The organism is Streptomyces sp. NK15101, from assembly GCF_020400725.1.
Taxonomy (GTDB): domain Bacteria; phylum Actinomycetota; class Actinomycetes; order Streptomycetales; family Streptomycetaceae; genus Streptomyces.
Genome location: NZ_JAINVG010000090.1, coordinates 1 through 23,643 on the forward strand (window position 1 = coordinate 1; position 23,643 = coordinate 23,643).

Below are 23,643 nucleotides of genomic sequence, written 5' to 3' on the forward strand. Positions count from 1 at the left end.
TCTCCTTGGGGTGCGGCACCATGTGCCGCAGCACGACGGGGTGGCGCGGCGGCTTCCCGCCGACGGCGACGATCACCGTGTCGTCCTTCGGGTCGTACGCGAGGTAGGCGAAGGGCAGCCGCTCGGCTTCGTACTGGTGCCCGATCGCGGGGTCCAGCACTTCGATGCTGACGAGTTCCCCGCCGTGGGCGTCGGTCAGCTCGTCGAGCGCGGCCGTCCAGCGGCCGCGGTCGAGCACGGGGGTGTCGGGCATGGCGTCGATCCTCCCTCAGGCGCTTCTGGTGGATCGCTTCTCTCTCCTGTCGCCTCCCCTGTTCCGTGACGGCTCATGCCGCCGCCCGCCGCGGGGCGGATCCGCCCCTTCCCGTGCCCACCGCGCCGCGAGCCGCACGGCCCGCACGGTGCCCTCCGGGTCGGCGGTGGAGACGGAGAGGCGGGCGAAACGGCGGCCGGGGAACAGATCGACCACGGCCACCGGGCCGGGGGCGCGTACGGCGACGAAGTCGATGCCGCCCGCATGCCGCCACGTGCCCAGGCAGAAGCGTTCGGGGCGCCAGCGCCCGTGCTGCGCGGTGCCCCGCAGGGTGCGCCACCAGTCCGCCTCGACCATCGCCCCCCGCACGTCCGCAAGGGGCACCCGTACGTCTTTCCGTCGGGCGAGGAGCGCTTCCCGCCACGACAGCCGTACGACCACGTCGTCGTTCCGCACCAGCAGGCGCGCCACGGGCCGCCGCCTCCTTCCGTGCCTCCGTCGTGATCGAGGGACCGTTTCTCCGGGGGCGCCCCCCTTTCGCGCGGCCGAGGGGGCCGGCACCCCTCCCCGAACGGCCGACGGTCGGACACGCCCCGTGTGCTTTCCGAGATGCCCTCTCCCGGGGGGGCCAATCCACGCAAGTGGGCCCATTTCGGTTCGCCCTCGTGCGTCGATCCATCACCGAGGGGGGAGACCGGCACGCGTCCAGGGGCAGGGGTCGGGCCGCCGGGGTCGGCAGGACGCGCGCCGAGGACGCCCCTCGCCGCGGCCGCGGGTGGTGAGGGCGAGCCCTTCGTTCCAGGATGAGACTCATGGCCGCTGCCACCGAATACGCGCGCATGCTGGCGGGACTGCTCAGGGCCAGTCACATGGCCGACTTCGAGCAGCTCCCGGCCCTGGTGAGGCGGCATGCCTCGCCGGCGGGTTTCCACCAGGCGTGCATCTACGTGGTGGACCTGCGGGAGGACACGCTGCGCGAGGTCACCGGAGAGGGCGTCGACGCGCGCCTGGGCGGCCGGGAGCTGAAGGTCGACGGCACGCTGGCGGGCCGGGTCTTCCAGACCCTGCGGGTCCGCTCCTCCCAGGGGAGGACGGGCGGCCAGTACTGGCTTCCGCTCCTCGACGGCACGGAGCGCCTCGGCGTCCTGGGCCTCACCCTCCGGGAGGAGCCGGACGACGAAGCCGTCCAGGCCATGGAGGACCTCGCTTCCGTGGTCGGGCTGATGCTCGTGTCCCAGCGCCCGCGCAGCGACTCCTACGCCCGCCTCACCCGCCTGGAGCCCATGTCGGTGTCGGCGGAGATGCAGTGGACGCTGATGCCCCCGCGCACCTACACCGGCCCCAGGATCACCATCGCCGCGGCCATGGAGCCCGCCTACGCCACCGCGGGGGACGCCTTCGACTACGCGCTGGCGGGTCATGCCGCCCACCTCGCGATCTTCGACGCCATGGGCCACGACACGGCCGCCGGTCTCACCGCCAACCTCGCGATGGCCACCTGCCGCAACGAGCGCCGTCAGGGGGCGGACCTCAGCCAGGCGCGGGACAGCATCGAGAGCACCCTGATCGAGCAGTTCACCCACGACCGCTACACCACCGCCGTCCTCGCCGACCTCGACCTGGACACGGGCGTCCTCTCGTGGATCAACTGCGGGCACCTGCCCCCGATCCTCATCCGCGCGGGCCGCTGGATCACGGCGCTCGACCGCCGGCCCAGCCATCCGCTGGGCACCGAACTCGGCCTCCCCGCCGAAGTCCACCGGGAGCAGCTCCAGGCGGGCGACCGGCTGATCCTCTACACCGACGGCATCACCGAAGCCCGCGACCGCCACGGCCGCGAGTTCGGCCTCGACCACTTCGTCGACTTCATCGTCCGGCAGCAGGCCGCCGAGCTGCGGGTCCCGGAAACCCTGCGCCGCCTGGTACGCGCCGTACTGGAACATCACGACGGACGGCTCAACGACGACGCCACCGTCCTCCTCGCCGAGTGGCACGGCGCGTGAACCGTGCGGCCCCGCCGGGGAGCGGGCCGGCCATGCCGGCTTCCTCGCGCGCCTCCGCGCCCGGAGCGCCCCTGCGAGGGGTTTCGCGGTCCGGGCGGCGTACCGGGTGTCCCGGCGGCGCCTGCCGCGGGAGGGGGCTCGGCAGGGCCGCGTAGAGAGCGTGGCGGGGGGCACAGTCACAGGTGAGCGCCCCTGCATGCCGCTGACCGGGGGCTTCGGACACACGCGGAAGGGAGACTCCCGTGGTGCTGGTGGCAGCGGATGTGATCGGCGCGCCCTGCTGGCTGAGCCTGACCGCGCGCGACCGCGAGGCGGCGGAGCGGTTCTACGAAGCCGTGCTGGGCTGGACCTTTCGACGGGGCCGCTTCGGACGGGCCTTCTCGGTGGCCGAGGTCGACGGAGTGCCCATCGCCGGCATCGGGGCCGTGGCGGGCGACTTCGCCGTGCCGGTGGCCTGGACCCCGTACTTCGCCGTCGAGGACGCCGACGCGGCCGTGGCCCGGGTCCGGGAGCGGGGAGGGACGGTCGGGGTGGGGCCGGTCTCGTACCCGCCGAGCGGCCGGGCCGCCCTGGTGGCGGACCGGGAGGGCGCGGTCTTCGGTGTCTGGGACGGGGGCGTCCTGGCCGAGTGGAGCGTCGGTGCGGCCGAGTCCCCGGCCTGGCTGGAACTCCACACGGGCAACGCCTTCGACGCCGCGCTGTTCTACGGCGAGGTGCTGGAGTGGGGCCGGGGCGACGGCGGCAACTGCTGCGACACCTCGTACGAGGAGGACCAGGTGGTGCTGCGGCGGCGCGGCCGCCCTGTCGCCAGGCTGAACAGCGGGCCCGTCGAGGAAGCGGCGCCGAAACCGCAGCTGCGGCCCCGCTGGCTGGTCCACTTCAAGGTTCCGGATCTGGACAGGGCGGTCGCACGGGCGCTGGAACACGGTGGCGGCACGGTCACCGGCCCGGAGTGGGGCGGCGGCCGTCAGGTGACGCTCCGGGATCCCGACGGGGGGCTGTTCACCCTCGACCACTCCGACCGTCCGTCCGCGACGGTGTGAGGCACCCCGCCGGAACGCGGCGGGATCAGTCCTGCTCGCGCGCGAGGGCCAGTGCGAGCGACTGCAGGATGACGTCCGTGGGCGCCTCGGGCTCCGTCCGGTCGTAGGCGTCCGCCAGCTGTTCGAAGGCCAGCACGAATCCGTTGATCAAGGCGCTCAGCGGTGCGGAGAGCTGGTCGAGCACGGCGGAACCGACCTCGGCCGGATCGCCGGTGTCGGGGACGAGGAACGACGTCGGAATGACCTCGCCGAGCAGCTCGGAGACGTAATCGGCTCCGACGCCACCGCGCAGAGCCGTGAGTGCCGCGATGGCCTTGAGCTGGATCTCGTTCTCGGTCATGTGCCGAGCCTAGGAGAAGGAGCGGCGTACGGGGGCGATGCGCCCTGGAACGGTCGAGGAGCACGGCCGGGCCCTGTGCGCGTGCGGGGCGCGTGCGCAGTGGGGGCGGCGCGGTTGCGCGCGCTCGTCGGACCGGCCGCGGGGTGAGCGGATCTCGTCGGCGGGAAGTCCGGCAGGGGGGCGGGACTCGCCGGACCGGCGCCAGGACGCCGGAAGGGGCCTCAGCCCTTCGCCCGCTCCGCGATGCCGTCCAGGACCCGGTCGAGCCCCCACGCGTACTGCTCGTCCGAGACGAACCGTGCGATCGTGTCCGCCGCCTCGGCCGTGCGCGGGTAGCGGTCGGCGGGGACGGCGCGGAGCTGCTCCCGGCGGGTCGCGATCCGCTCGGCGACCGGCGGGGCCGGCGCGGGCGAGGGGAGTTCGGCGGCCTCCAGGGCGATCGCTCCGAGGACCTGGACGATCAGCAGGTACGAGGCGCGGGCCGCCTCCGTCGGGCCGAGACCGGCCTCCGCGAGGACCGTGAGGAGGGCTTCGCCGAGCGCGAGGGCGTGGGGGCCGTCCATCGGGCCGGAGAGCAGCAGGTGGACCGCTCCCGGGTGGGCGAGCAGGCGGTGCCGCAGGTCGGCGGCGAGCGTGTGGACCCGGTCCCGCCAGGGCGTGTCGCGGGCGGCGAGCGCCGCGAGGTCGGTCTCGCCGAGCAGGTGCTCGACGACCGCCCGTACCACCGCGGCACGGTCCGGGAAGTACGTGTAGACGGCGTTCGGCGCCAGTCCCAGCTCGGCGGCGATCCCGCGGATGCTCACCGCGTCGGCGCCGCGGGCGCCGAGCAGCCGGATGGCCGCCGCGACGACCTCCTCCTCGCGGACCGCCCGCTTCCGGCCCCGCTTCGCCGGCGGTGTGTCCTGTGCCATCCGTACGCCTCCTCGCCCGTGCTGACCCGAAACCTTGACGAGCCATTTTTGCACGGCGTACATTAATTGCACGGCGTACAGAAATTGGAGGCGGTTCCCATGCGCGTTCCCCTGCGCGTCCCCGTCCGCGGCCCCCGAGGCCCCGCCTCGCGCGGCTGGATCCGGTGGACGGCCGGTTTCCTGGCGTTCCCCCTCGCCGGGCTCGCCGGCCGCGCGGCGGCCGGCCCGGTCGACGACGCGGTGAGCGCCCTGGTGGGCGGGGTCGTGACGGGGGCGGTGATCGGCGCCGGGCAGGCGCTCGTCTCCTCCGGCCGGCTGGCCCCGGCGCGCTGGTCCGCGGCGACCGCGGCCGGCAGCGGGCTCGGGCTCCTGTTCGGTGCCGCCCTGGCCGGCCACCGGACCGATCCCGGTTCGACGGCGCTCATGGGCGCCGTCGAAGGCGTCCTGCTCGGCGTGGCCCAGGCCTGCGCCCTGCCGCGTGCCGCCCGCCTGCCGTGGCTCTGGGCGGTGGCGATGCCGGTCCTATGGGCGGCGGGCTGGACGGTGACCACCCTCGCCGGAGTCGGGGTGGAGGCACGGTTCACCGTCTTCGGCGCCACCGGCGCCCTCACCTTCTCCGCCCTCTCCGGCGTCCTGCTCCACGGGCTCCTGCCCCTCACCGCTCCCGGCCGGGTCACCGGCCCGGGCTCACCCCGCGAGGTCGACGCATGAAGCACACCACCCCCCGTCACGTGGTCTTCGGTTCCGGCGCCGTGGGCACGGCCGTCGCCGAGGCGCTGGTGCGCCGGGGAGAGTCCGTCCGGATCGTCAACCGGTCCGGCCGCGCGGACGTCCCCGACGGTGTCGAGGTGGTCGCCGGCGGCGCGGCCGATCCCGCGTTCACCACCGCCGTCGCGGCCGGCGCCGCCGTCGTCTACCAGGCGCTCAACCCGCCGTACCACCGCTGGCGGCAGGAGTTCCCCGCACTCCAGGCAGGCGTGCTCGCCGCGGCCGAGGCGGCCGGTGCCCGCATGGTCTCCATGGACAACGTCTACGGCTACGGGCCGCCCGGGGGCCGCCCCTTCACCGAGGAGACCCCCGACGCCGCGACCACCCGCAAGGGCCGGCTGCGGGGCCGGATGGCGCGGGACCTGCTCGCCGCGCACGAGGCCGGGCGCGTGGAGGTGGCGATCGGCCGCGCCTCCGACTACTTCGGACCGCGCGGCGGCGCCCAGTCCAACCTCGGCGACCTGGTCTTCCCGGCCCTCCTGGCCGGCCGCACCGCCACCGTCCTCGGCGATCCGGACCAGCCGCACACGTACACCTTCGTCCCGGACATCGGGGAGGCGCTCGCCCTCCTCGGCCGCCACCCCGACGCCCCGGGCCGCATCTGGCACCTCCCCAACGACCCGCACACGCGCACCACCCGCGAACTCGTCGACCTGGCCCACCGCGCCACCGGCCGTCCCGGCGCCGCGCGGCTGCGGCGGATGCCGACGGCCGCCCTGTACGCGATGGGGGCGGTGAACCGCACGGTGCGCGAACTCATCGAGATGCGGTACGAGTTCGCCGAGCCGTTCGTCGTCGACTCCAGCCTCGTCCGGGACCGGCTCGGCGCCGTCGCCACCCCGGTGGAGGAGGCGCTGGAGCAGACGGTGGCGGCCTACCGTGCCCTCGGGAAGTAGGCCCTCGGGAAGCGTGCCCTCGGGAAGTGGGCCCTCGGAGTCGACCGAGAAGCCCGCCGGGGCGGGACCGCGGGCGCGGCGCTTCTCGCCCTCTACGTCTCCGACAGCGTCACCGCCGTCCCCTGCCCGACCTTCGCCGTCCTTGCCGGCACCGGCCTCGTCGTCGACGGGATCCGAAGGCTGAACCGCCTCCGGCGCGCCAGGGATCCCCGGAACCTCCGGCAGCCGACGCGCGAGGCCCGTCCGTGAGGCGCACGGCGTGGCTACTTGACATAGTCCCGCCCCGGAACCCAAGGCGGTGACGCCTTTTCGGAGCCGGGCGAATCACCCCGCTGCCGTCGGGGACCGGGGCCGGAAGCGTCTGCCGCATGACGAGGCGGCGCTCCGCCGGGAGGTGGGGGAGAGGTCGTTTTCGGCCACCGTCGGATTTCGAGTTCACCGTCCATCACGACCCCGGACAGGCGGGCGCCCACCGGAACCCCGGTCCTGCGGCAGGGGATTTCGGTGAACCTCCCGACGGCGTCAGGTGACCCTCCCGACGGCGTCATCGGCACGGTCGTCCCGCTCGGTTTCCGTGCGGGCGGAGCCGGTGGCTCGCCGCCGGGACGGGACGGCCCTTCACACGGTGCACGGCGTCGACGCGCGGACCGCCGCGGAGGGGCCGAGTGCCTCCCCGTACCCGCCCGCCGCCCGGGCGCGGGCGGCGAAGGCAGAGGTCGGCGCGCCCGACGCTCCCTCGGCGTGGCGACCGCCCGTCGAGGCGCACATGCCCACCCGGGCGCGGACGCGCCTGGTCACCGGTGCGCGCGACGGGACGGACGACCAGCGCATGAGCGAGGCGGGCTGCGCGGCGCGGAAGCCGGCCGCCGACCTGCCCCGGGTCGGCGGCAGGACGCCCACCGACCGGTGGTACGGGATCCACGACGCCGCACTCGCGGCCGGGCGCGGGCACCACCCCGACGTGGACGAGCCGAAGTCCTACGGCGCGGCCGTGCAGGAAGCCGCGGTGAAGCAGACCGTCGCCGAGGCCACGGCGACCTGACCGGCGCGATCGCTCACGAGCGTCGCGGTCCGGGCGGAAGCCCGGCTGCGGCGCTCCTGTTCCGCGCCTCCCCGGGGCGCCCCTGAAGGGCGGTGCCGCCGCGTCCCTCCCCGGCCCTCGGGAAGCCCCGGGGCCTCCCGGGACGGCGAATCCCCCGGACCTCCACGGCGGTGGCCCCCGCTTCCAGCGGGCCTCCGCTCTCACCGACCGTCACCGCCCGCCCGGCTCCGGAGCGCCGAGGCGCAGGCGATCCGCGGGTCGCGGGGGCGGCCGGGGAGGCCCGCGGGGGCGCGGGCGGGGACGCGCCGGAGGCCGTGTTCGTCCCCTCGGAGGAGGGACACGAGCCGAGGAGCACATCGTCTCCGGGGATTCCGGTAAGGGGCGATTTCCGCCGAGTGCGACGGTGTGGGGGCGTCTTCGGCCTCTTCCGTTCCCGCTCCTCGGTGCCCCATCCGGCCATGACATCGGCTTTCGGCCGATCGTTCTCGGCCGCCCACGCGAGGGCAATACCAGAGCGGGCCGATCTACGGGTAAGTTTGTCAACTGCGCACCGCACATGAACGGTTGACGACTACAGTGTGTGGCTGATGATCACCGGTAGGCTCATCGAACGTCTGTAGAACACCCCCCCCGTACACCCCCTGCAGAACACCCCCGCAGTACGCCGATTCCTGGGCACGTACCAAGGACACTCATGTCTCAACTTCGCGCACCCGCCTCGCGGTCCGATCGACGCGAGGGCGGGCGGCACGGCCGGCCGGGCGCCCGCTCCGCCACCGGTACCCACGGCAACCCCCCGGCGCAGAGCTCCGCACCGCTTCCCGCCGAAGCCCGCATACGCCCCCAACTCCTGCGCACCTCCGTGCTCCCCGCCGTCGCGGTGGCCCTGGGCGGCGCGGCGGCCGTCCTCTTCACCATCCGCTCCACGGGGGCCAGCCCGAGCCCCGGCCTCTGGGCCGCGCTCACCGGCGCCGCCGCCCTCACCGTCGCCTCCGTGACGGCCGCCGCGCTCGGCGCCGACCGGGCGGCCAAGGCCGTCCTCGACCGCTGCAACTCCCTGCGCCGCGCCAGCGTCCGAGACCAGGGAGAACTCCGGGCGGTGGTCGAACGGTTGCGCAGGGGAGAAGGTCCACCGGAGCGGCCGGTCCAGCCGGCCGCTCCCGCCTCAGGCGACGAATTCGACCTTCTCTCGCAGGAGTTGACCCGCTCCCACGAGGCCGCCGTGGCGGCCGTCGTGCAGGCCTCGCGGCTCTCCAGTAGCGTCGGAAACGAACAGAAGGTCGAGGTCTTCGTCAACCTCGCCCGGCGCCTGCAGTCCCTGGTCCACCGCGAGATCCAGCTCCTCGACGAGCTGGAGAACGAGGTCGAGGACCCGGAGCTGCTCAAGGGCCTGTTCCACGTCGACCACCTGGCCACCCGCATCCGCCGCCACGCCGAGAACCTCGCCGTGCTCGGCGGTGCCATCTCCCGCCGCCAGTGGTCGAACCCGGTCACCATGACCGAGGTGCTGCGCTCCTCCATCGCCGAGGTCGAGCAGTACCCGCGCGTGAAGCTCGTACCCCCGATCGACGGTACGCTCCGGGGCCATGCCGTGGCCGACGTCATCCACCTCCTCGCCGAACTCGTCGAGAACGCGACGCTGTTCTCCGCGCCGCACACCACGGTGCTGCTGCGCGCCCAGTACGTCACGGCGGGCCTCGCGATCGAGGTCGAGGACCGGGGCCTGGGCATGCCCGTCACCGAGCAGAACAAGATGAACGCCCTGCTCGCCGACCCCGACCAGGTCAACGTCGCGCACCTGCTCCAGGACGGCCGCATCGGACTCTTCGTCGTCTCGGCGCTGGCCCGCCGGCACGGCATCGCGGTGCGCCTCCAGTCCAACATCTACGGCGGTGTGCAGGCCGTCCTCGTCCTCCCGCAGGGCCTCCTCGGCTCCGACCCCGAGGGCCTCGCGCAGCACGAGCGCCAGACCGCCGCGACCGCCGGTTCCGCGGCGATCCCGCCCGACCAGGTGCAGATGCAGCCGCCGGCCCGGCCCGCGGCCGCCGTCCCGTCACCTGGCCAGGTCCCGGGACGCGCCCCCGCTCCGGCCTCCGCGCCGGGTCACGCCCCGGTCCAGCCCCCGGCCGCCGTGCCGCCCCAGGCACCGGCCCCGGTTCCGGCGCAGGTCACGGGCCGTGCCCCCGGCCACGCGCAGGCGCCCGCACCCACCGTCATGAGCGGGACGGCCGCCACCGCTCCCGTACCGCAGTCCGTACCCTCGCCCTCCCCGGAGCGGGCCGCCGCCCGCCACGAGGAGGCCTCCGCGCCGGGCTCGCACCCGTACCTCCGTACGGGCGGATACGGGGACCCCGGCCCCGCCCCCACGACACCGGACCGGCCGGCCGGCGCCGGCCACGCCGGCCCGCCGGACCACCTGCTCTCGCCGCTCCCCCCGGCCCCCCGTGCCGAGGACGACGGCAGGCCCCTGCTCCCCAAGAGGCGTGCACAGGAGCACATCGTCCCGCAGCTGCGGGACGAGCCCGTGGCCCGCAGGACCGAGGAGCACGCCCTGCACGACCCGGGCCTGATGGCCGCGTTCCAGCGCGGCATCGGCCTCGCCGAATCCCAGCCCGCCCCCCATGAATCGCTGCGTCTTGGCGACGCGCACAAGGAGTAGATCACCATGGCGAGCAATGCGCCGACCGGCCATTCCTCGGATCTCGACTGGCTGCTCAGCGGTCTGGTCCAGCGGGTCCCCTACACCCGCAACGCCGTCCTGCTCTCCTCCGACGGTCTCGTGAAATCCGTGCACGGCCTCGACCCCGACGCCGCCGACCACATGGCGGCCCTCGCCTCCGGGCTGTACTCGCTCGGCCGCAGCGCGGGCGCCCGCTTCGGCGACGGCGGCGAGGTCCGCCAGGTGGTCGTGGAGCTCGACTCCACCCTCCTGTTCGTCTCCACCGCGGGCTCCGGCACGTGCCTGGCCGTCCTCGCCGGGCGCGAGGCGGACGCCGCCGTCCTCGGCTACGAGATGGCGATGCTCGTCAAGAGCGTCCGGCCGTACCTGGTCACCCCCGCCCGGCAGGCCGCCGGCGCTGCCGGCGGGCGCGGGCAGTAGACGTGCCGTCCCACCAGGAAGGGCCCTGGCTCGACGACGCGGCCGGGCGGCTGATCCGCCCGTACACCGTCAGCGGCGGCCGGACCAAACCCTCCACCGCCCTGGACCTGCTGTCCCTGGTGATGGCGACCGGTTCGAGCCCCCAGCCGCACATGGGTCCCGAGCACAGCCTGGCCCTCGGGCTGTGCGACGGGCCCACCTCGGTGGCCGAGATCGCGGCGCACTTACGGCTCCCGGCCGTCGTGACCAAGGTCCTGCTCTCCGACCTCGTGGACTGCGGGGCGCTGACCGCCAGGGCGCCCCGTTTCCACGCCAATCCAACCGACCGTTCCTTGCTGGAGGCAGTGCTCGATGGCCTACGACAACGGCTCTGAGCGCCACGAGGGTTTCGCGGCCGACCCCTTCCCCACCGCGCTGAAGATCCTGGTGGCGGGCGGATTCGGCGTCGGCAAGACGACCCTCGTGGGCGCGGTCAGCGAGATCGAACCGCTGAGCACCGAGGAGCTGCTCACTTCGGTCAGCGCGGCCACCGACAGCCTGGAGGGCGTGGAGTCGAAGACCACGACCACCGTCGCCATGGACTTCGGCCGCATCACGCTCGACGACCGCCACGTCCTGTACCTCTTCGGCACCCCGGGCCAGGAGCGCTTCTGGTTCATGTGGGACGAGCTCTCCGAGGGCGCGCTCGGGGCGGTCGTCCTGGCCGACACCCGCAGGCTCCAGGAGTGCTTCTCCGCCGTGGACTTCTTCGAGCGGCGGGGGATCCAGTTCATCGTGGCGGTCAACGAGTTCGACGGCGCCTACCGCTACGAACCGGACGAGGTACGGGCCGCCCTCGACCTCAAGCCGGAGGTGCCGGTCGTCACCTGCGACGCCCGGATCTCCAGCTCCGGCATCCGCACCCTGCTGACCCTCGTCCAGCATCTGCTCACCACCATCCCGGACACCGTGCCGAGCTACGGAGCCACGCCATGACCTACGACCCGACCGGTCACCTCCTGCTGACCCCCATCGACAAGGAGGCGCCCGCCCGAGTGCAGCGGCTGCGCGAACTCGGCCTCGGGGAGCGGCCGGACCCGGCGTTCGACGACTTCGCCCACCGGCTCGCCGAGGTGACCGGCGCCCCGTTCTCGATGGTCAACTTCATCGACGAGAACCGGCAGTTCTTCGCGGGGCTGCACACCCCCGGGGGCACCCACTCCGGCAGCGACCTGGGCGCGGCCGCGGCGGGCGCCGGGGGCGTCGGCCGCTTCATGGCCCGTGACCACGGCTACTGCCCGCACGTCGTGGTGCGGCGCAAGGCGCTCGTCCTGGAGGACGTCTGCGACTACCCGCGCTTCGCGGGCAACCCGGTCGTGGACGAGATCGGCATCCGCTCCTACATGGGGGCGCCGCTGATCGACCGCACCGGTGTCGCCCTCGGCACCATCTGCGTGGTCGACACCGACGTCCGGCCGTGGGGGCGTGCCGGTCTGGAGACGATCAAGGCGATGGCGGCGGAGCTCATGGAGCAGATCCACCGCCGCGAGGACGGCATGCTCTGACCGCCACCGTCCGACGACAGCCGGGAGCCCCGGTACGGCGAAGGCCGTACCGGGGCTCCCGGCTCGTGGGGTGGTGGATCAGACGTGCAGGAGCTCCGGCTCCGGCGTGCGGACCAGCTCGGACAGGCGCTCCGACCAGCTGCCCTTGTCCTGGCCGAGGGCGACCTCGGCCAGCCGCAGGAGCTGGATGTCGGAGGTGCCGGCCGGGGCGAAGATGTGGTGCGCGTCCCGGAGGTAGCGCTCGATGGCCCGGTCCGTGAAGAGGCCGGCGGCGGCGTGGATCTCCATGGCGTTGCGACCGGAGTCGATCGCCGACTCGACGTTGACGAGCTTGGCGTTCATCAGCTCGGTGTCGCAGGAGAGCCCCTGGTCGAGCAGGTGCACGGCGTGGTACGCGGCCAGCCGGGCGGTCATCAGCCGGGACTGCATCTGCCCCAGCTTCAGCTTGACCGTGGGAAGTTCGTGGAGGGGCTTTCCGTAGCGGATGCGCTCGGAGGTGAACCGCGTGGTCTCCTCCAGGATCGCCTGGTGGATGCCGAGCGAGACGGCGGTGAGGTTGGCCCGTCCGTACAGCACGCTGGAGGAGTACGCGACGGCGAGACCGTCGCCCTCGTCGCCGAGCCGGTTGGCGGCCGGCACCCGGCAGTTCTCGAAGATCAGCTCACCGAAGCTGAAGCCGTGGAGGCCCATCGCCTGCTGCTGGGGACCGGTCCTGAACCCCGGGCGATCGGCTTCGACCAGAAAGGCGGTGAGTCCCTTCGATCCCGGACCGGTTCTGACCACGACACCGTGCAGATCGCCGACGTGGCTGTTGCCCACGTAGACCTTGCTGCCGTTGAGGACGTAGTCGTCGCCGTCCCGGACCGCACTGGCGGTCATCCCGAGGACGTGACCGCCGGACTCGGGCTCGGTGACCGCGATGGTCGGCAGGCACGCGCCGGCGGCGATCTCCGGAAGCCAGGTCTTGCGCTGCTCGTCGCTGCCGAAGTGGACGATCTTGGCGGTGCCCAGCTGGGAGGCCTGGACCATGGCGCCCATGGCCCCGCTGACCCGGGAGAGCTCCTCGATGATGATCGTCTTGGCGAGGTGGCCGGCGCCCATGCCGCCGTACTCCCGGCCGATCGTCGCGCCCAGCCAGCCCTGCTCGGCGATCTTGCGGGACAGCTCGTGGTGGACCGTCCTGGACGCCTCCATCTCGGCTATCCGCGGCCGGACCTCACGCTCCGCGAAGTCACGCACCGTACTCCTGAGCTCATGATGCAGTCGGCTGTTGAAGTAGCTGTCCATCCGAGTCCTCACCTGCGAAACGCCTGCCCGGCGGATTGTCCGGGCAGGTGGAGCATCGGCAGTGGTCCCGTCCCGAACAGGCCGACCCCATTCATGGTGTTGATCTTTCCGGAACGGATCAATATCGCCATGAACTTTGACTGAAACAGGAGCAGTTGACGATTGAATCCGACTGTGTTTCGTGTGGTCTTGGCCCTCTCGGCCAGGTCCGTGCCTCCTTCCCCGTGGTCGTCTTTCTGCCACACGTCGACGGAGGCAAAGATGCGCATGTAGAGGGATGGAACGGTTCGTGTCTCCATATGGGCCTCTTCCTCCCCAGATGGGAGGCATTCCGGAACCTCTCCCTCCTCCCTCCCCGTCCAGGTGGCACCGCCCCTCGGTCCGTCGGCCCTTCCTTCCGGCCCGCCGGAGCGGGCGCGCGGGCGCACTCGGAAGCGCGGAGGCGCATCACGGAGAGTGAACGCCGCGCACCTGGTGCGCGCCCCGAGCGCGGGCGCCCGGAAAGGCGTGCTCGACCACCGGGGAAAGTGCGGTATTGTTCTCATGCGCGTTCGGCCAGGGGAAACCCCAGGTCAGACGGGTATCGGGACGTGGCGCAGCTTGGTAGCGCACTTGACTGGGGGTCAAGGGGTCGCAGGTTCAAATCCTGTCGTCCCGACCATGCGGAAACGCAGGTCGAGGGCCGTTCTCTCATCCGTGGGAGGGCGGCCTTTCGTGTGTCCGGGGCCGTGGTGGCCCAGGTCGTGCACCGTGACCCGGGGACGCCTGCTTCCTCGGAAGGCCGGTGGAGCCGGTCGAGCACCAGGTGCGGTCCGAGCGGCCGGCCGTCGGGTCGGCAGAAGACCAGCCGCACACCCTAGGAGAGGGCCCGGCCGGCGGTGGGCAGGACCTGTTCGGCCCAGATGACCTTGCCTTCCGGTGTATACCGAGTGCCCCAGTGCTCGCTGATCTGTGCCACCAGGAACAGTCCGCGGCCTCCCTCGTCCATGCCGGCCGCGTACCGCAGGTGCGGGGCGGTACTGCTGCTGTCCCACACCTCGCAGGTCAGGGTGCGATCGCGCAGAAGACGCACGTGAACCGGCGCTGCGCCGTACCTTATGGCGTTGGTGATGAGCTCGCTGAGGATCAGTTCCGTGCTGAAGACGAGTTCCTCCAGGCCCCACTCTTCGAGCTGCTCGGCCGCACGGCTGCGCATGGCGCCGACCTCGCTCGGGTCGAACGGAACGTCCCACTGGGCGACCCGGCCGGGCCCCAGGGTGCGTGTCCGGGCGATGAGCAGCGCGATGTCGTCGGACGGCTGACTGGGGAGCAGGGCGTCGAGTACGGCGCGGCGGCTGGCGTTCGGGTCCCGGTCGGGGTGGCTCAGTGCCGTGCGCAGCCTTTCCAGGCCTTCTGCGATGTCCCGGCTCCGCTCCTCGACCAGCCCGTCGGTGTACAGGACGAGCTGGCTGCCCTCCGCCAGGTGCAGGTCCATGGCCTCGAACGGCATGCCTCCCAGACCCAGCGGGGGGCCGGCCGGCAGTTCCGAGATCGTCGTCGTGCCGTCCGGGGCCACCACGAGCGGGGGCATGTGCCCCGCCCGTGCCATGGTGCAGTTCCGGGAGACCGGGTCGTAGACGGCGTACAGGCAGGTCGCGCCCAGGACGCCGCCGTTCGGCGCGGCGCTGTCGCCTTCCTGGTCCATGCGCTGGACGAGGTTGTCGAGACGGGCGAGGAGTTCGTCGGGCGGCAGGTCCAGGGAGGAGAAGTTGTGCACCGCCGTGCGCAGCCTCCCCATGGTGGCCGCGGCGTGCAGACCGTGCCCGACGACGTCTCCGACGACGAGCCCGACGCGGCTGCCCGGCAGAGCGATCACGTCGAACCAGTCGCCGCCCACTCCGGACTGGGCGGGCTGGTAGAAGTGGGCGATGTCCACGGCGCTCTGCTCGGGCAGATCCTGCGGCAGCAGGCTGCGCTGGAGCGTCACGGCGAGATGGTGTTCGCGCGTGTAGCGGCGGGCGTTGTCCATGGTGACCGCGGCGCGGCCGACGAGCTCCTCCGCCAAGGAGAGGTCGTCCTCGTCGAACGGCTCCGGCTTCTGCGAGCGCCAGAAGTTGACCACCCCGAGCACGACCCCCCTGGCCTTCAGCGGAGCGGCGATGAGGGAGTGGATCCCGTAGTCGACGATCGCCGACGTCCGGGGCGGGTCCTGGGCGTGCCAGCCCGGCGCGTCACGCAGATCGGGAACGAGTTCGGCCGCGCCCGTGCCGTATCCGCGCGCCTGCGGCGTGGACGGCAGGAAGTCGATCAGAGTGCCGAGCGGGTACAGCGGGTGATCGGAGCGGATGCCGCTGACCGCCGTGCGCCGCATGTCGGCGCCCGGGCCGGGCTCGTCGCCGTTCAGCACCGGATCGGCCAGGTCGACCGTCACGAAGTCCGCGAACCGGGGGACGGCGACGTCGGCCAGCTCCTCCGCCGTCCGCACCACGTCGAGCGTGGTGCCGATGTCGCCCCCGGCGTCGTAGAGCAGCTTGAGCCGTCTGCGGGCCGTTTCCGCCCGGCTGCTCAGGAGCTGCATCTCGGTGGAGTCGCGGATGGTGACCGCCGAGCCCTGCGGGCGGCCCCCGGGGCGGGTGGGACGCTGATTGACGACGAGCAGCCGGTCCCCGGCCTCCAGCACCTCGTCGGTGGCGATCCGGCCGGACAACAGCAGGTCCGCCATCCGGCGGTCCATGCCGATCTCGTCGACGGGGCGTCCTTCGGCGTCGTCCGGCAGGTCGAGCAGCCTTCCGGCCTCGTCGTTCGCCAGGAGCAGTCGCCCCTCGCCGTCGGTGATCAACACCCCTTCGCGGACGGAGTGGAGCACCGCGTCGTGGTGCTCGTACATGCGGGTCATCTCCTGCGTGCCGAGCCCGTGGGTCTGGCGGCGGAGTCTTCGGCTGATCAGCGCCGTGCCGACGGTGGCCAGCGCCAGGCCGCCGGCGATGGACAGGAGGATGACCGGAAGCTGTCGGTTGGCGATGCCGGTCACGTTCTTCACCGTCAGGCCCGCCGAGACGAGGGCGACGACATCGCCTTCGGGCGAGTTGACCGGCACGATCGCCTGGATCTCCTTGCCGAGCGGCCCCTGCACGCTCTCGGTGTGCACCCGGCCCGCGAGCGAGGGCCCGATCGTGCCGACGAACCGCTCGCCGATGCGATCGGGCTGAGGGTGGCTGTAGCGGATGCCGTGGGTGTCCATCACCACGATGAAGTCCACCCCTGCGGCCTTGCGCGTCTCCTCGGCGAGAGGCTGCAGAACCGAGGACGGGTCCGGCGTCTTCAGCGCTTCTCGTAGGCCCAGGGACTTCGCGAAGGTCTGCGCCACGGAGACCGACCGGTTGCGCGCCTCTCGGTCGATGTCGTGCCGCGACTGCAACACCAGGGCCAGCAGGGCCCCGGCGGCGAGCAGCACCACGATCGCCACCTGAAGGACGAACACCTGCCCGGCGACGCTTCCGAATCTTCTGCCTAGGCTCGACCGCACCGGTATGCCCGGCACGAGAGACAAGACGGGCTCACAACCCCAGTTGTAACACCTCTCCGCGGCCAGGTCTCCGGTGCTCACCGTACGCGTCGGGGCCGCCTCCCAGAGTCTCCGCTCCCGAGGGCTGCGGGGGACGGGCGACCCCGACCGTGCGGCGAGTGCGATGCCAAGGGGTCGCCGTCCCGGAGGCCTCCCGGCTCGGCCGGCCTGCGCCGCAGCCGGACGCCCGCGCACAAGCGGCCCGGTCCCCTGGCATCCCCGGACGGGCACCGGGTGGCCGGGATCGCGTTCCTCGCCTCCCTCGTCGACGACACGGCCCTCCCTCCCGACATCCGGTCGAACGCCTCGGCCTTACCGACCGCCCCCGGCCGCAACCGCATCAGACGGTGAGCCGTCGGGCCCGGCGGTGACCGCGGATCCGGCCCGGCCGCACCTCCTGAGGCCCCTGTGACCAGGGGCGGGGTCCCGATCCGCTGTCTTCATGCCATAAGAGGGGTGAATGGGTGAAACGTGGGCAAGTGCGGGCGGGAGGGAAAAAAATGATCCTTCGATCGACCAGGAGGAGCCTTGAGTGACTTCCAGGAATCGAGCCGCCGGCAGGACAGCAGCGCGGCGGCGGTAGCGCAGACGGCCCAGGACAAGGCGGGCGAGGGCGCCGCACTGGTCGGCGGGAAGGCCGCCGAGGTGGGCGGGACGGCCAAGGAACAGGCGGCCAACGTCGTCGGCGAGGCCACCGCCCAGGCGCGGAGTCTTGTCGACGACCTGCGGGGCCAGCTCCAGGGCCAGGCGCAGTCCCAGACCGAGCGCCTGGCGGAGAACGTGCGTCAGCTCGCTCAGGAGCTGCGGGAGATGAGCGAGGGCGGCAAGCCCGACTCCACCATGGCGGGCGTGGCCCGTCAGCTGGCCGACGGAGGCGAACAGGCCGCCGCACGCATCGAGCGGCGCGGCCCCGACGGACTTGTCGGCGACCTGCAGGACTTCGCTCGCCGCCGCCCAGGGGCCTTCCTGGCGGGCGCCGCCGTGGCCGGGTTCCTGGTGGGCCGCACCGGCAAGGGAGTGGGCGCGGCCTCCTCCACCGACGCCGGCGGCGACGAAGGCGGCGGCTCCGCTGCCCCGGAGCGGACCGCGGGCGGCGTCGCTCCGGCCGCCCGCTCCGGCGTGCCCGCCGGTTACGAGGATCTCACCGACGCTTATGGCCAGTCGCAGCCCCCGCACGTGGTTCCGACACCGCCGTCCTACCCGCCGTCGGGCGGTGCGCAGCCGTACGGCGGCTCGCCGCGCCCGGGAGAGGGGATGTGACCCGTGGCCACCGCATACCAGGAGCGGCCGACCCGCCACGGACCGTCGCCGGCGGCCGCGGAGCCGTCGATCGGTGATCTGGTCGGTGAGATCAGCCAGGACCTGACGGGCCTGGTCCGCACCGAGATCGAACTGGCGAAGACCGAACTGAAGCAGGAGTCGGCGAAGGCCGGCAAGGCGGCCGGAATGCTGGGCGGTGCGGGCTACGCAGGACACATGGTGCTGCTGTTCGGCAGCCTCACAGCCGTATTCGCCCTGGCCCACGTCCTCGACATCGCGTGGGCCGCGCTGATCGTCACCGCCCTGTGGGCCGCCGTGGGCGCGGTGCTCTACATCAGCGGACGTGCCGGCTGGCGCAACGTCCATCTCAAGCCCGAACAGGCCGTGGAATCGCTGAAGGAGGATGCACGATGGGCCCGACACCCGACGAGCTGAGGACCGATGCGGAGTACCGGCGCGCGCACCTGGCGCACAACGTCGATGTTCTGGCCGAGAGGATGGCCCCGGGCAGGGTGGCACGGCGCAAGGTCGACTCGGTGCGCCACCGGGTCGGCGGAGTGAAGGAGCGTGTGATGGGTACGGCACGGGGCGCGGCGGACGGAGCGTCCGAGAGCCTGAGTCAGGCCGCGGGCAGCATGACGGCGACCGCCAGAGAGGTCGGCGGAACCGTGAGCGAGACCGTCCAGCAGGCGCCTTCGCAGGTGAAGCGGCAGACCCAGGGCAGCCCGCTGGGCGCGGGACTGATCGCCTTCGGCGCCGGCATGCTGGCCGCCGCTCTCCTCCCGGCCACGGAGGCGGAGGAACGCGCGGGACAGAAGCTGCGCGAGCACTCCGGTGAACTGCTGGAACCCGTCAAGCAGACGGTCCTCGAAGCGGCCCAGGAGGTCGGGGAAGAGATGCGGGAACCCGCCGCCCAGGCCGTGGAGTCGGTGAAGGGCACTGCCCAGGAAGCGGCGGAGACCACCAAGGACCACGCCCAGAGCGCCGGCCAGGAGGCAGCGCAGGGCCTGCGCCAGGTGGGCCAGGACGCCGCCGAGGAAGTGCGCCGCACCCCCGGCGCCCCCGGTTCGGCGGCTCCCTGATCCTTCTCGGTTCAGGCGCCACCGCCATCGAACGGGCGGGTCCCTTGAGGACCCGCCCGTTCCGTCGTCTTCGGGGACCGCCGGGATACCGCTCGGGAGCCGTGGCGGGGTCCGGCCGCGAGCCGGGGCGGGGTCGATGTCCTTGATCCGCCCGGTGGTGGATCGGCGGGACGTCCGGCTCGGCCGGCACCGCCTCGGCCGGGCGGCGCGGTTCACGGAGGTTCCCCCTCCGGGGCGTTCGAGAATCTCGAGGATTTCGAGAATGGCGGAATGTCGTCGGAGGGCTTCGAATGTGCCCGTGACCTGGGGCGACGCGTCTCCGTCACCGGGTTACCGGACGGGCGGCCGGCTCCATGGGTCAAGAGTCCGTCCCGTACCGTCCGACTTGTCTGGTCGGCCTGTCTATTGACGGCCCATCACTTAATCGCACAGTGATACGATCTCGGCGCAAGCGGGGCGGGCGGATGAGCGCAGAACGACACCTCCGACTTCAGGGGTGTTCCGCGCAGGCGTCCCGATGCGGACGGTTCGCCGGTGCACCGCATGACGGGAATTCAGCCACTGGCCGTCGGCCGCCTGAAGAGAGTCTTATGACGGAATACATGCAGAACCCGATGCTCTGGGCTCTGTTGGTCCTCGTTCTTGCCGCCATCGCCGTCATCGTCCGCCAGCGCAAGGCGGCCCAGGCCTTGAAGCAGCAGATCGACGGACTCCGGAGCCATTACTCCGACCTGGAGAACCACTACGCGCAGTCCGTCGAGGCGGCGCAGGAGCAGGCCGAGGAAGCGACGAAGACCGTCCTGAAGTCCGCGATGCGGACGCTCCAGGGCCTCGCCGCCGAACAGCAGTTGGTCGTCTCGCGGCTGCAGAGCAAGTACGGCGAGTCCGCCATGCTCCAGGACCTGCTCGAGATCGACCACACCAACTCGCAGTTCGGCCGGCGCGCGCAGTCCATCGCCGTGCTCTGCGACGGCTGGCTCGGCCGCCACCGCGACGTGGCGTCCGTGTACGACGTGGTCCGAAGCGCCCAGGGCCGGATCCGGCACTTCCGTCGCGTGGAGATCCTCTCGCGCGTCGACTTCGGCCTCACCAGCCGCGTCGTCGAGCCGGTGGCGCTGGCGCTCGCCGAGCTCCTCGACAACGCCACCAGCTACTCCAGCCCGGACACCGTCGTCGAGATCAACACCCGCACCGTGCCCAAGGGCGTGTGCATCGTCGTCGACGACGCGGGCGTCGGCATGAGCGACGAGGAACGGGCGCGCGCCGAGCGGCTGCTCTCCAGCAACCGGGTCACCGGCGTCTCCGGACTCGGCAACCCGCCGCAGTTCGGCTTCGCGGTGATCGGCGTGCTGGCCGAGCGCTTCGGCTTCGAGGTGTCCGTGGACTCGTCCTCCCCCTACGGCGGCGTCCGCGCGGTCGTCCTGCTGCCGCACGAGCTGCTCACCAGCGTGCCGGTGCAGAAGCCCACCGCGCCGCCCGTGATCAGCGCCGGCGCCCCGAGCCAGGGAGGACCCGAAGCCGTGCTCGCGACGTCCTCGACCGCCGACGGCCTGCCGAAGCGACGCCGCAAGCGGCCGATGGCCATCGTGCCCAGCAGTACGCCCGCGCAGGCTCCGAGCCGCTCCGATGCCGAAGCGGCGGCGATCATGGGTGCCTTCCAGCGAGGCACGGAGTCCGGCCGGGCCTCCTTCCCGGAGGCGCCGGACCGCACGAGCGGTACGTCTCGTGCAAGCAGCGAAGGACATGAGGTCTCGTGAACGACGATCTGTCATGGATGCTCGACAGCGCCCTGGAGATTCCCGGCGCGCTGCACGCGGTCCTGATATCCGCCGACGGCCTGTTGATGGCCAGGACGAACGGCTACGACAAGGACAACGCGGACCGTGTGGCGGCCGCGATGAGCGGTGTGCAGTCGCTGAGCCGCTCGCTCGGCTTCTTCTGCGAGGACCCGCGTGCGCGGTGGCGGCAGACCCTGGTCGAGTTCGACGGCGGCTGGGTCTTCCTGATCTCCGCCGGTGAGGGTGCCTACCTCGGCGTCTCCGCCTCCCCGGACGTCGACATGGCCGACATCACCTTCCGGATGCAGCAGCTCGTGGGCCAGCTCGGCAAGGTGCTCATGACACCGCCGCGCGAGAACCTCGGCACGCACTCATGACGGGACGCGAGGAGTGGGAGCCGGAGGCCGCCGAGCTGGTCCGGCCGTACGTCATCACCAAGGGACGCGGTCTGCCCGACGAGGAGCAGCTCTCCCTGATCACACTGGTGACGGTGGCGCCGGAGGAGGGCCAGCGGCCCACCCGGCTCTCCCCCGAGGAGCAGCGGCTGATCGACATCTGCTCCGCCGGCTACCTGTCGGTCGCCGAGATCGCCGGTCACACCCGGCTGCCGCTCGGCGTGGTGAAGATCCTCCTCGCCGCCCTGGCCGAGGGCGGCTATCTCGTCACCCGCTCGCCGGTGCGCCGGGCGGCCCTCGCCGACCGGGAGATCCTGGAGGAGGTGCTGAATGGTCTCCGCGCCAAGTTTGGGTGAGCAGGACTACGTACGCGACGGGGCTTCGCAGATCCCGGTGAAGATCCTCGTCGTCGGACACTTCGCGGTGGGCAAGACCACGTTCATCGGCTCGATCTCCGAGATCGAGCCGCTGACCACCGAGGAGCGGATGACGCAGGCCGCCGAGCACGTCGACGACCTCAAGGGCGTCCGGAGCAAGACCACCACCACGGTGGCCATGGACTTCGGCCGGCTGACCATCAGCGACCGCATCGTGCTGTACCTGTTCGGCACCCCCGGCCAGCAGCGGTTCGTGCAGATGTGGGAGGACCTCGCGCGCGGGGCCCTCGGCGCGCTGGTCCTCGTCGACCCCGAGCGGCTCGCGGACTCCTTCGGGGTCATCGACCTGATCGAGCAGTACGGGCTGGAATACGCCATCGCCGTCAACCACTTCGACGGCACGCCCTTGAGGGACGAGGCGGCGCTGCGCGAGGCGCTGGACCTGCTCGACGACACCCCCGTCGTCACCTGCGACGCGCGCGACGAGAAGTCGTCCGCCGGCGCACTCACCACCCTGGTCCGCTTCTTGCTGGACCGAGTCCGACAGGAGCAGTAGCCGACATGGACACCCAGACCCCCGCCCCGGTGCCCCCGCCCGGCTGCCCCGCCCACGGCTCGGGCGCCCGGGTCCCGCTGCACGGACCGGAGTTCGCCGCGGACCCGCAGGCGTACTACGCCTACCTGCGCCACTACGGGCCCACCGCGCCCGTGGAGCTCGCCCCCGGCGTGGACGCCACCCTCGTCACCGACTACGCGACGGCGCTCCAGCTGCTCCAGGACTCCGCGTCCTTCCGCAAGGACGCGCGTCTGTGGCGGGACTTCAACGAGGGCCGGGTCCCGCGGGACAGCCCCGTCGTGCCCCTCCTCGCCTACCGGCAGAACTGCATGTTCAGCGACGGCGGCGAGCACCTGCGGCTGCGGCAGGCGATCACGGACAGCATGGCCCGGATCGACTCGCAGCGGCTGGCCCGGAACACCGAGCGGATCTCGGACTACCTGATCTCCCAGTTCGGCTCCCGCGGCTCGGCCGACCTGCTCGGCGACTACGCCAAGCAGCTCCCGCTGTTCGTCTTCAACGAACTCTTCGGATGCCCGGCCGGCATCGGCGACCGGGTGCTCTTCGGCATCACGGGGATGTTCGACGGGGTGAACGCCGAGAAGGCGACCGCGGTGCTGTTCGGGGCCGTGCAGGAACTGGTCACGCTCAAGCGGAGCCGGCCGGGCGACGACGTCACGTCCTGGCTGATGCAGCACCACGCCAAGCTGAGCGACGAGGAGATGGTCCACCAGCTCGCCCTGCTCCTCGGCGCGGGCGCCGAACCGCTGCGCAACCTCCTCGGCAACACCCTGCACCGGCTGCTCACCGACGACCGCTACGCCGACGGCGGCGGCCTGATCGACGAGGCGCTCGACGACACGCTGTGGGACAACCCGCCGATGTCGAACTACGCGCCCCACTACCCGGCCAAGGACATGGAGTTCGCGGGGGAGAAGGTGCGGGCCGGGGACCTGATGCTGGTGAGCTTCGCCGCCGCCAACTCGGGCCTCGCCCTGACGGCCGCCCGTACGGCCGGCAGCAACCGGTCCCACCTGGCGTGGAGCGCGGGCCTGCACGGCTGCCCGTCCAAGGAGCCGGCCCGGCACATCACCGTCACGGCCCTCGAGCACCTGTTCAACCGGCTGCCGGACGTCGAACTCGCCGTGCCGGAGGACAGCCTGACCTGGCGTCCCGGTCCCTTCAACCGGGCCCTGGCCACGCTGCCCGCCAGGTTCACCCCCGTCCCGCCGTCGGGGCGGGGCGACACCCGGCCCGGCCCGGCTCCCACCGCCTCGGGCGCGCAGTCCGGCGACCAGAACGGCGGGGACGGCAAGGGCGAACGGAAGGGCCGCTGGAGCCAGTTCCTCTCCTGGCTCACCAGCTGATCCACAGATCCTCCATAGTCTCCATATCTCTGCATGGCTGTTCGATCTCAGGGGTAGTGATCGCCCTGGTACCAGTGTTGCGTATGAGGTAGAGGAG

The 23,643-nt window shown here is 72.4% G+C and carries 25 protein-coding genes and 1 tRNA gene; 19 read left to right on the forward strand and 7 right to left on the reverse strand.

The genetic code is table 11. From position 1 onward, the window contains the following. Both K7G60_RS32240 and K7G60_RS32245 read right to left on the reverse strand, forming a co-directional pair. Positions 1 to 253: DUF5335 family protein (locus K7G60_RS32240; protein ID WP_225804507.1), on the reverse strand; the 253-nt coding region annotated here is incomplete at its 3' end. A 15-nt stretch (positions 254 to 268) separates the two neighbouring features. Continuing rightward, entirely contained in the window at positions 269 to 724 is a 456-nt protein-coding gene (locus K7G60_RS32245; RefSeq protein ID WP_225804508.1) for a hypothetical protein, read from the reverse strand. A 341-nt stretch (positions 725 to 1,065) separates the two neighbouring features. Here K7G60_RS32245 and K7G60_RS32250 point away from each other — a divergent pair, with 341 nt between their 5' ends. Together K7G60_RS32250 and K7G60_RS32255 are read left to right on the forward strand one after the other, a co-directional pair. Further along, positions 1,066 to 2,256 carry a PP2C family protein-serine/threonine phosphatase gene (locus K7G60_RS32250; protein WP_225804509.1) on the forward strand — a complete coding sequence of 397 codons (1,191 nt, stop codon included), beginning with the start codon at positions 1,066 to 1,068 and terminating at the stop codon, positions 2,254 to 2,256. A 245-nt stretch (positions 2,257 to 2,501) separates the two neighbouring features. After that, positions 2,502 to 3,299 carry a VOC family protein gene (locus tag K7G60_RS32255; protein WP_374115720.1) on the forward strand — a complete coding sequence of 266 codons (798 nt, stop codon included), beginning with the start codon at positions 2,502 to 2,504 and terminating at the stop codon, positions 3,297 to 3,299. 25 nt (positions 3,300 to 3,324) lie between these two features. Here the strand turns inward: K7G60_RS32255 and K7G60_RS32260 are convergent, their stop codons facing one another. Then, positions 3,325 to 3,639, reverse strand: coding sequence for a hypothetical protein (locus K7G60_RS32260; protein ID WP_225804511.1), 315 nt, complete (start codon positions 3,637 to 3,639; stop codon positions 3,325 to 3,327). A gap of 221 nt (positions 3,640 to 3,860) precedes the next feature. Then, positions 3,861 to 4,550, reverse strand: a complete 690-nt coding sequence (locus K7G60_RS32265; protein ID WP_225804512.1) for a TetR/AcrR family transcriptional regulator — start codon at positions 4,548 to 4,550, stop codon at positions 3,861 to 3,863. Positions 4,551 to 4,649: 99 nt separating this feature from the next. On the opposite strand from K7G60_RS32265, the gene K7G60_RS32270 reads away from it, so the two are divergent. From K7G60_RS32270 to K7G60_RS32305, 8 genes are all read left to right on the forward strand, one after another. Beyond that, a complete protein-coding gene (locus K7G60_RS32270; protein ID WP_225804513.1) occupies positions 4,650 to 5,261 on the forward strand; it encodes a hypothetical protein in 612 nt (203 codons plus the stop codon). Then, positions 5,258 to 6,214 carry an NAD-dependent epimerase/dehydratase family protein gene (locus K7G60_RS32275; protein WP_225804514.1) on the forward strand — a complete coding sequence of 319 codons (957 nt, stop codon included), beginning with the start codon at positions 5,258 to 5,260 and terminating at the stop codon, positions 6,212 to 6,214. Before K7G60_RS32270 ends, K7G60_RS32275 begins: the two co-directional genes overlap by 4 nt. 625 nt (positions 6,215 to 6,839) lie before the next feature. After that, a complete protein-coding gene (locus K7G60_RS32280; RefSeq protein ID WP_225804515.1) occupies positions 6,840 to 7,256 on the forward strand; it encodes a hypothetical protein in 417 nt (138 codons plus the stop codon). 694 nt (positions 7,257 to 7,950) lie between these two features. Further along, a complete protein-coding gene (locus K7G60_RS32285; RefSeq protein WP_225804516.1) occupies positions 7,951 to 9,915 on the forward strand; it encodes an ATP-binding protein in 1,965 nt (654 codons plus the stop codon). 6 nt (positions 9,916 to 9,921) lie between these two features. After that, positions 9,922 to 10,356 (forward strand): roadblock/LC7 domain-containing protein, encoded by a 435-nt coding sequence (locus K7G60_RS32290; protein WP_225804517.1) that lies wholly within the window; start codon positions 9,922 to 9,924, stop codon positions 10,354 to 10,356. A gap of 2 nt (positions 10,357 to 10,358) precedes the next feature. After that, positions 10,359 to 10,730 (forward strand): DUF742 domain-containing protein, encoded by a 372-nt coding sequence (locus K7G60_RS32295; RefSeq protein ID WP_225804518.1) that lies wholly within the window; start codon positions 10,359 to 10,361, stop codon positions 10,728 to 10,730. Next, positions 10,708 to 11,331, forward strand: a complete 624-nt coding sequence (locus K7G60_RS32300) for an ATP/GTP-binding protein (RefSeq protein WP_225804519.1) — start codon at positions 10,708 to 10,710, stop codon at positions 11,329 to 11,331. Before K7G60_RS32295 ends, K7G60_RS32300 begins: the two co-directional genes overlap by 23 nt. Next, a complete protein-coding gene (locus tag K7G60_RS32305; protein WP_225804520.1) occupies positions 11,328 to 11,900 on the forward strand; it encodes a GAF domain-containing protein in 573 nt (190 codons plus the stop codon). Before K7G60_RS32300 ends, K7G60_RS32305 begins: the two co-directional genes overlap by 4 nt. 78 nt (positions 11,901 to 11,978) lie before the next feature. Here K7G60_RS32305 and K7G60_RS32310 read toward each other — a convergent pair whose 3' ends face one another. After that, entirely contained in the window at positions 11,979 to 13,187 is a 1,209-nt protein-coding gene (locus tag K7G60_RS32310; protein ID WP_225804521.1) for an acyl-CoA dehydrogenase family protein, read from the reverse strand. An 8-nt stretch (positions 13,188 to 13,195) separates the two neighbouring features. Beyond that, complete coding sequence (locus tag K7G60_RS32315) at positions 13,196 to 13,486, reverse strand: hypothetical protein (RefSeq protein WP_225804522.1); 291 nt, start codon at positions 13,484 to 13,486, stop codon at positions 13,196 to 13,198. 285 nt (positions 13,487 to 13,771) lie between these two features. Here K7G60_RS32315 and K7G60_RS32320 point away from each other — a divergent pair. After that, positions 13,772 to 13,848, forward strand: a tRNA-Pro gene (locus K7G60_RS32320). A gap of 195 nt (positions 13,849 to 14,043) precedes the next feature. On the opposite strand, the gene K7G60_RS32325 is transcribed toward K7G60_RS32320, so the two are convergent. Continuing rightward, complete coding sequence (locus K7G60_RS32325; RefSeq protein ID WP_225804523.1) at positions 14,044 to 16,647, reverse strand: SpoIIE family protein phosphatase/ATP-binding protein; 2,604 nt, start codon at positions 16,645 to 16,647, stop codon at positions 14,044 to 14,046. A gap of 612 nt (positions 16,648 to 17,259) precedes the next feature. Between K7G60_RS32325 and K7G60_RS32330 the strand changes: the two genes are divergently transcribed. The 8 genes from K7G60_RS32330 to K7G60_RS32365 all read left to right on the forward strand — a co-directional run bounded on the left by K7G60_RS32330 (position 17,260) and on the right by K7G60_RS32365 (position 23,546). Then, a complete protein-coding gene (locus K7G60_RS32330) occupies positions 17,260 to 17,991 on the forward strand; it encodes a hypothetical protein (RefSeq protein ID WP_225804524.1) in 732 nt (243 codons plus the stop codon). 3 nt (positions 17,992 to 17,994) lie between these two features. Next, complete coding sequence (locus K7G60_RS32335) at positions 17,995 to 18,426, forward strand: phage holin family protein (protein ID WP_225804525.1); 432 nt, start codon at positions 17,995 to 17,997, stop codon at positions 18,424 to 18,426. After that, positions 18,402 to 19,073, forward strand: coding sequence for a DUF3618 domain-containing protein (locus K7G60_RS32340; protein ID WP_225804526.1), 672 nt, complete (start codon positions 18,402 to 18,404; stop codon positions 19,071 to 19,073). The genes K7G60_RS32335 and K7G60_RS32340 overlap by 25 nt, the downstream gene beginning before the upstream one ends. A 590-nt stretch (positions 19,074 to 19,663) precedes the next feature. Then, positions 19,664 to 20,830 carry a sensor histidine kinase KdpD gene (locus K7G60_RS32345; protein WP_225804527.1) on the forward strand — a complete coding sequence of 389 codons (1,167 nt, stop codon included), beginning with the start codon at positions 19,664 to 19,666 and terminating at the stop codon, positions 20,828 to 20,830. Beyond that, positions 20,827 to 21,228, forward strand: coding sequence for a roadblock/LC7 domain-containing protein (locus tag K7G60_RS32350; RefSeq protein WP_225804528.1), 402 nt, complete (start codon positions 20,827 to 20,829; stop codon positions 21,226 to 21,228). The genes K7G60_RS32345 and K7G60_RS32350 overlap by 4 nt, the downstream gene beginning before the upstream one ends. After that, positions 21,225 to 21,602 carry a DUF742 domain-containing protein gene (locus K7G60_RS32355; RefSeq protein WP_225804529.1) on the forward strand — a complete coding sequence of 126 codons (378 nt, stop codon included), beginning with the start codon at positions 21,225 to 21,227 and terminating at the stop codon, positions 21,600 to 21,602. The genes K7G60_RS32350 and K7G60_RS32355 overlap by 4 nt, the downstream gene beginning before the upstream one ends. After that, positions 21,577 to 22,179: an ATP/GTP-binding protein gene (locus K7G60_RS32360; protein WP_225804530.1), complete on the forward strand. Its 603-nt coding sequence runs from the start codon at positions 21,577 to 21,579 to the stop codon at positions 22,177 to 22,179. The genes K7G60_RS32355 and K7G60_RS32360 overlap by 26 nt, the downstream gene beginning before the upstream one ends. Positions 22,180 to 22,184: 5 nt before the next feature. Continuing rightward, on the forward strand, positions 22,185 to 23,546 hold the full coding sequence (locus K7G60_RS32365) for a cytochrome P450 (RefSeq protein WP_225804531.1): 1,362 nt from the start codon (positions 22,185 to 22,187) through the stop codon (positions 23,544 to 23,546). Positions 23,547 to 23,643: the final 97 nt, after the last annotated feature.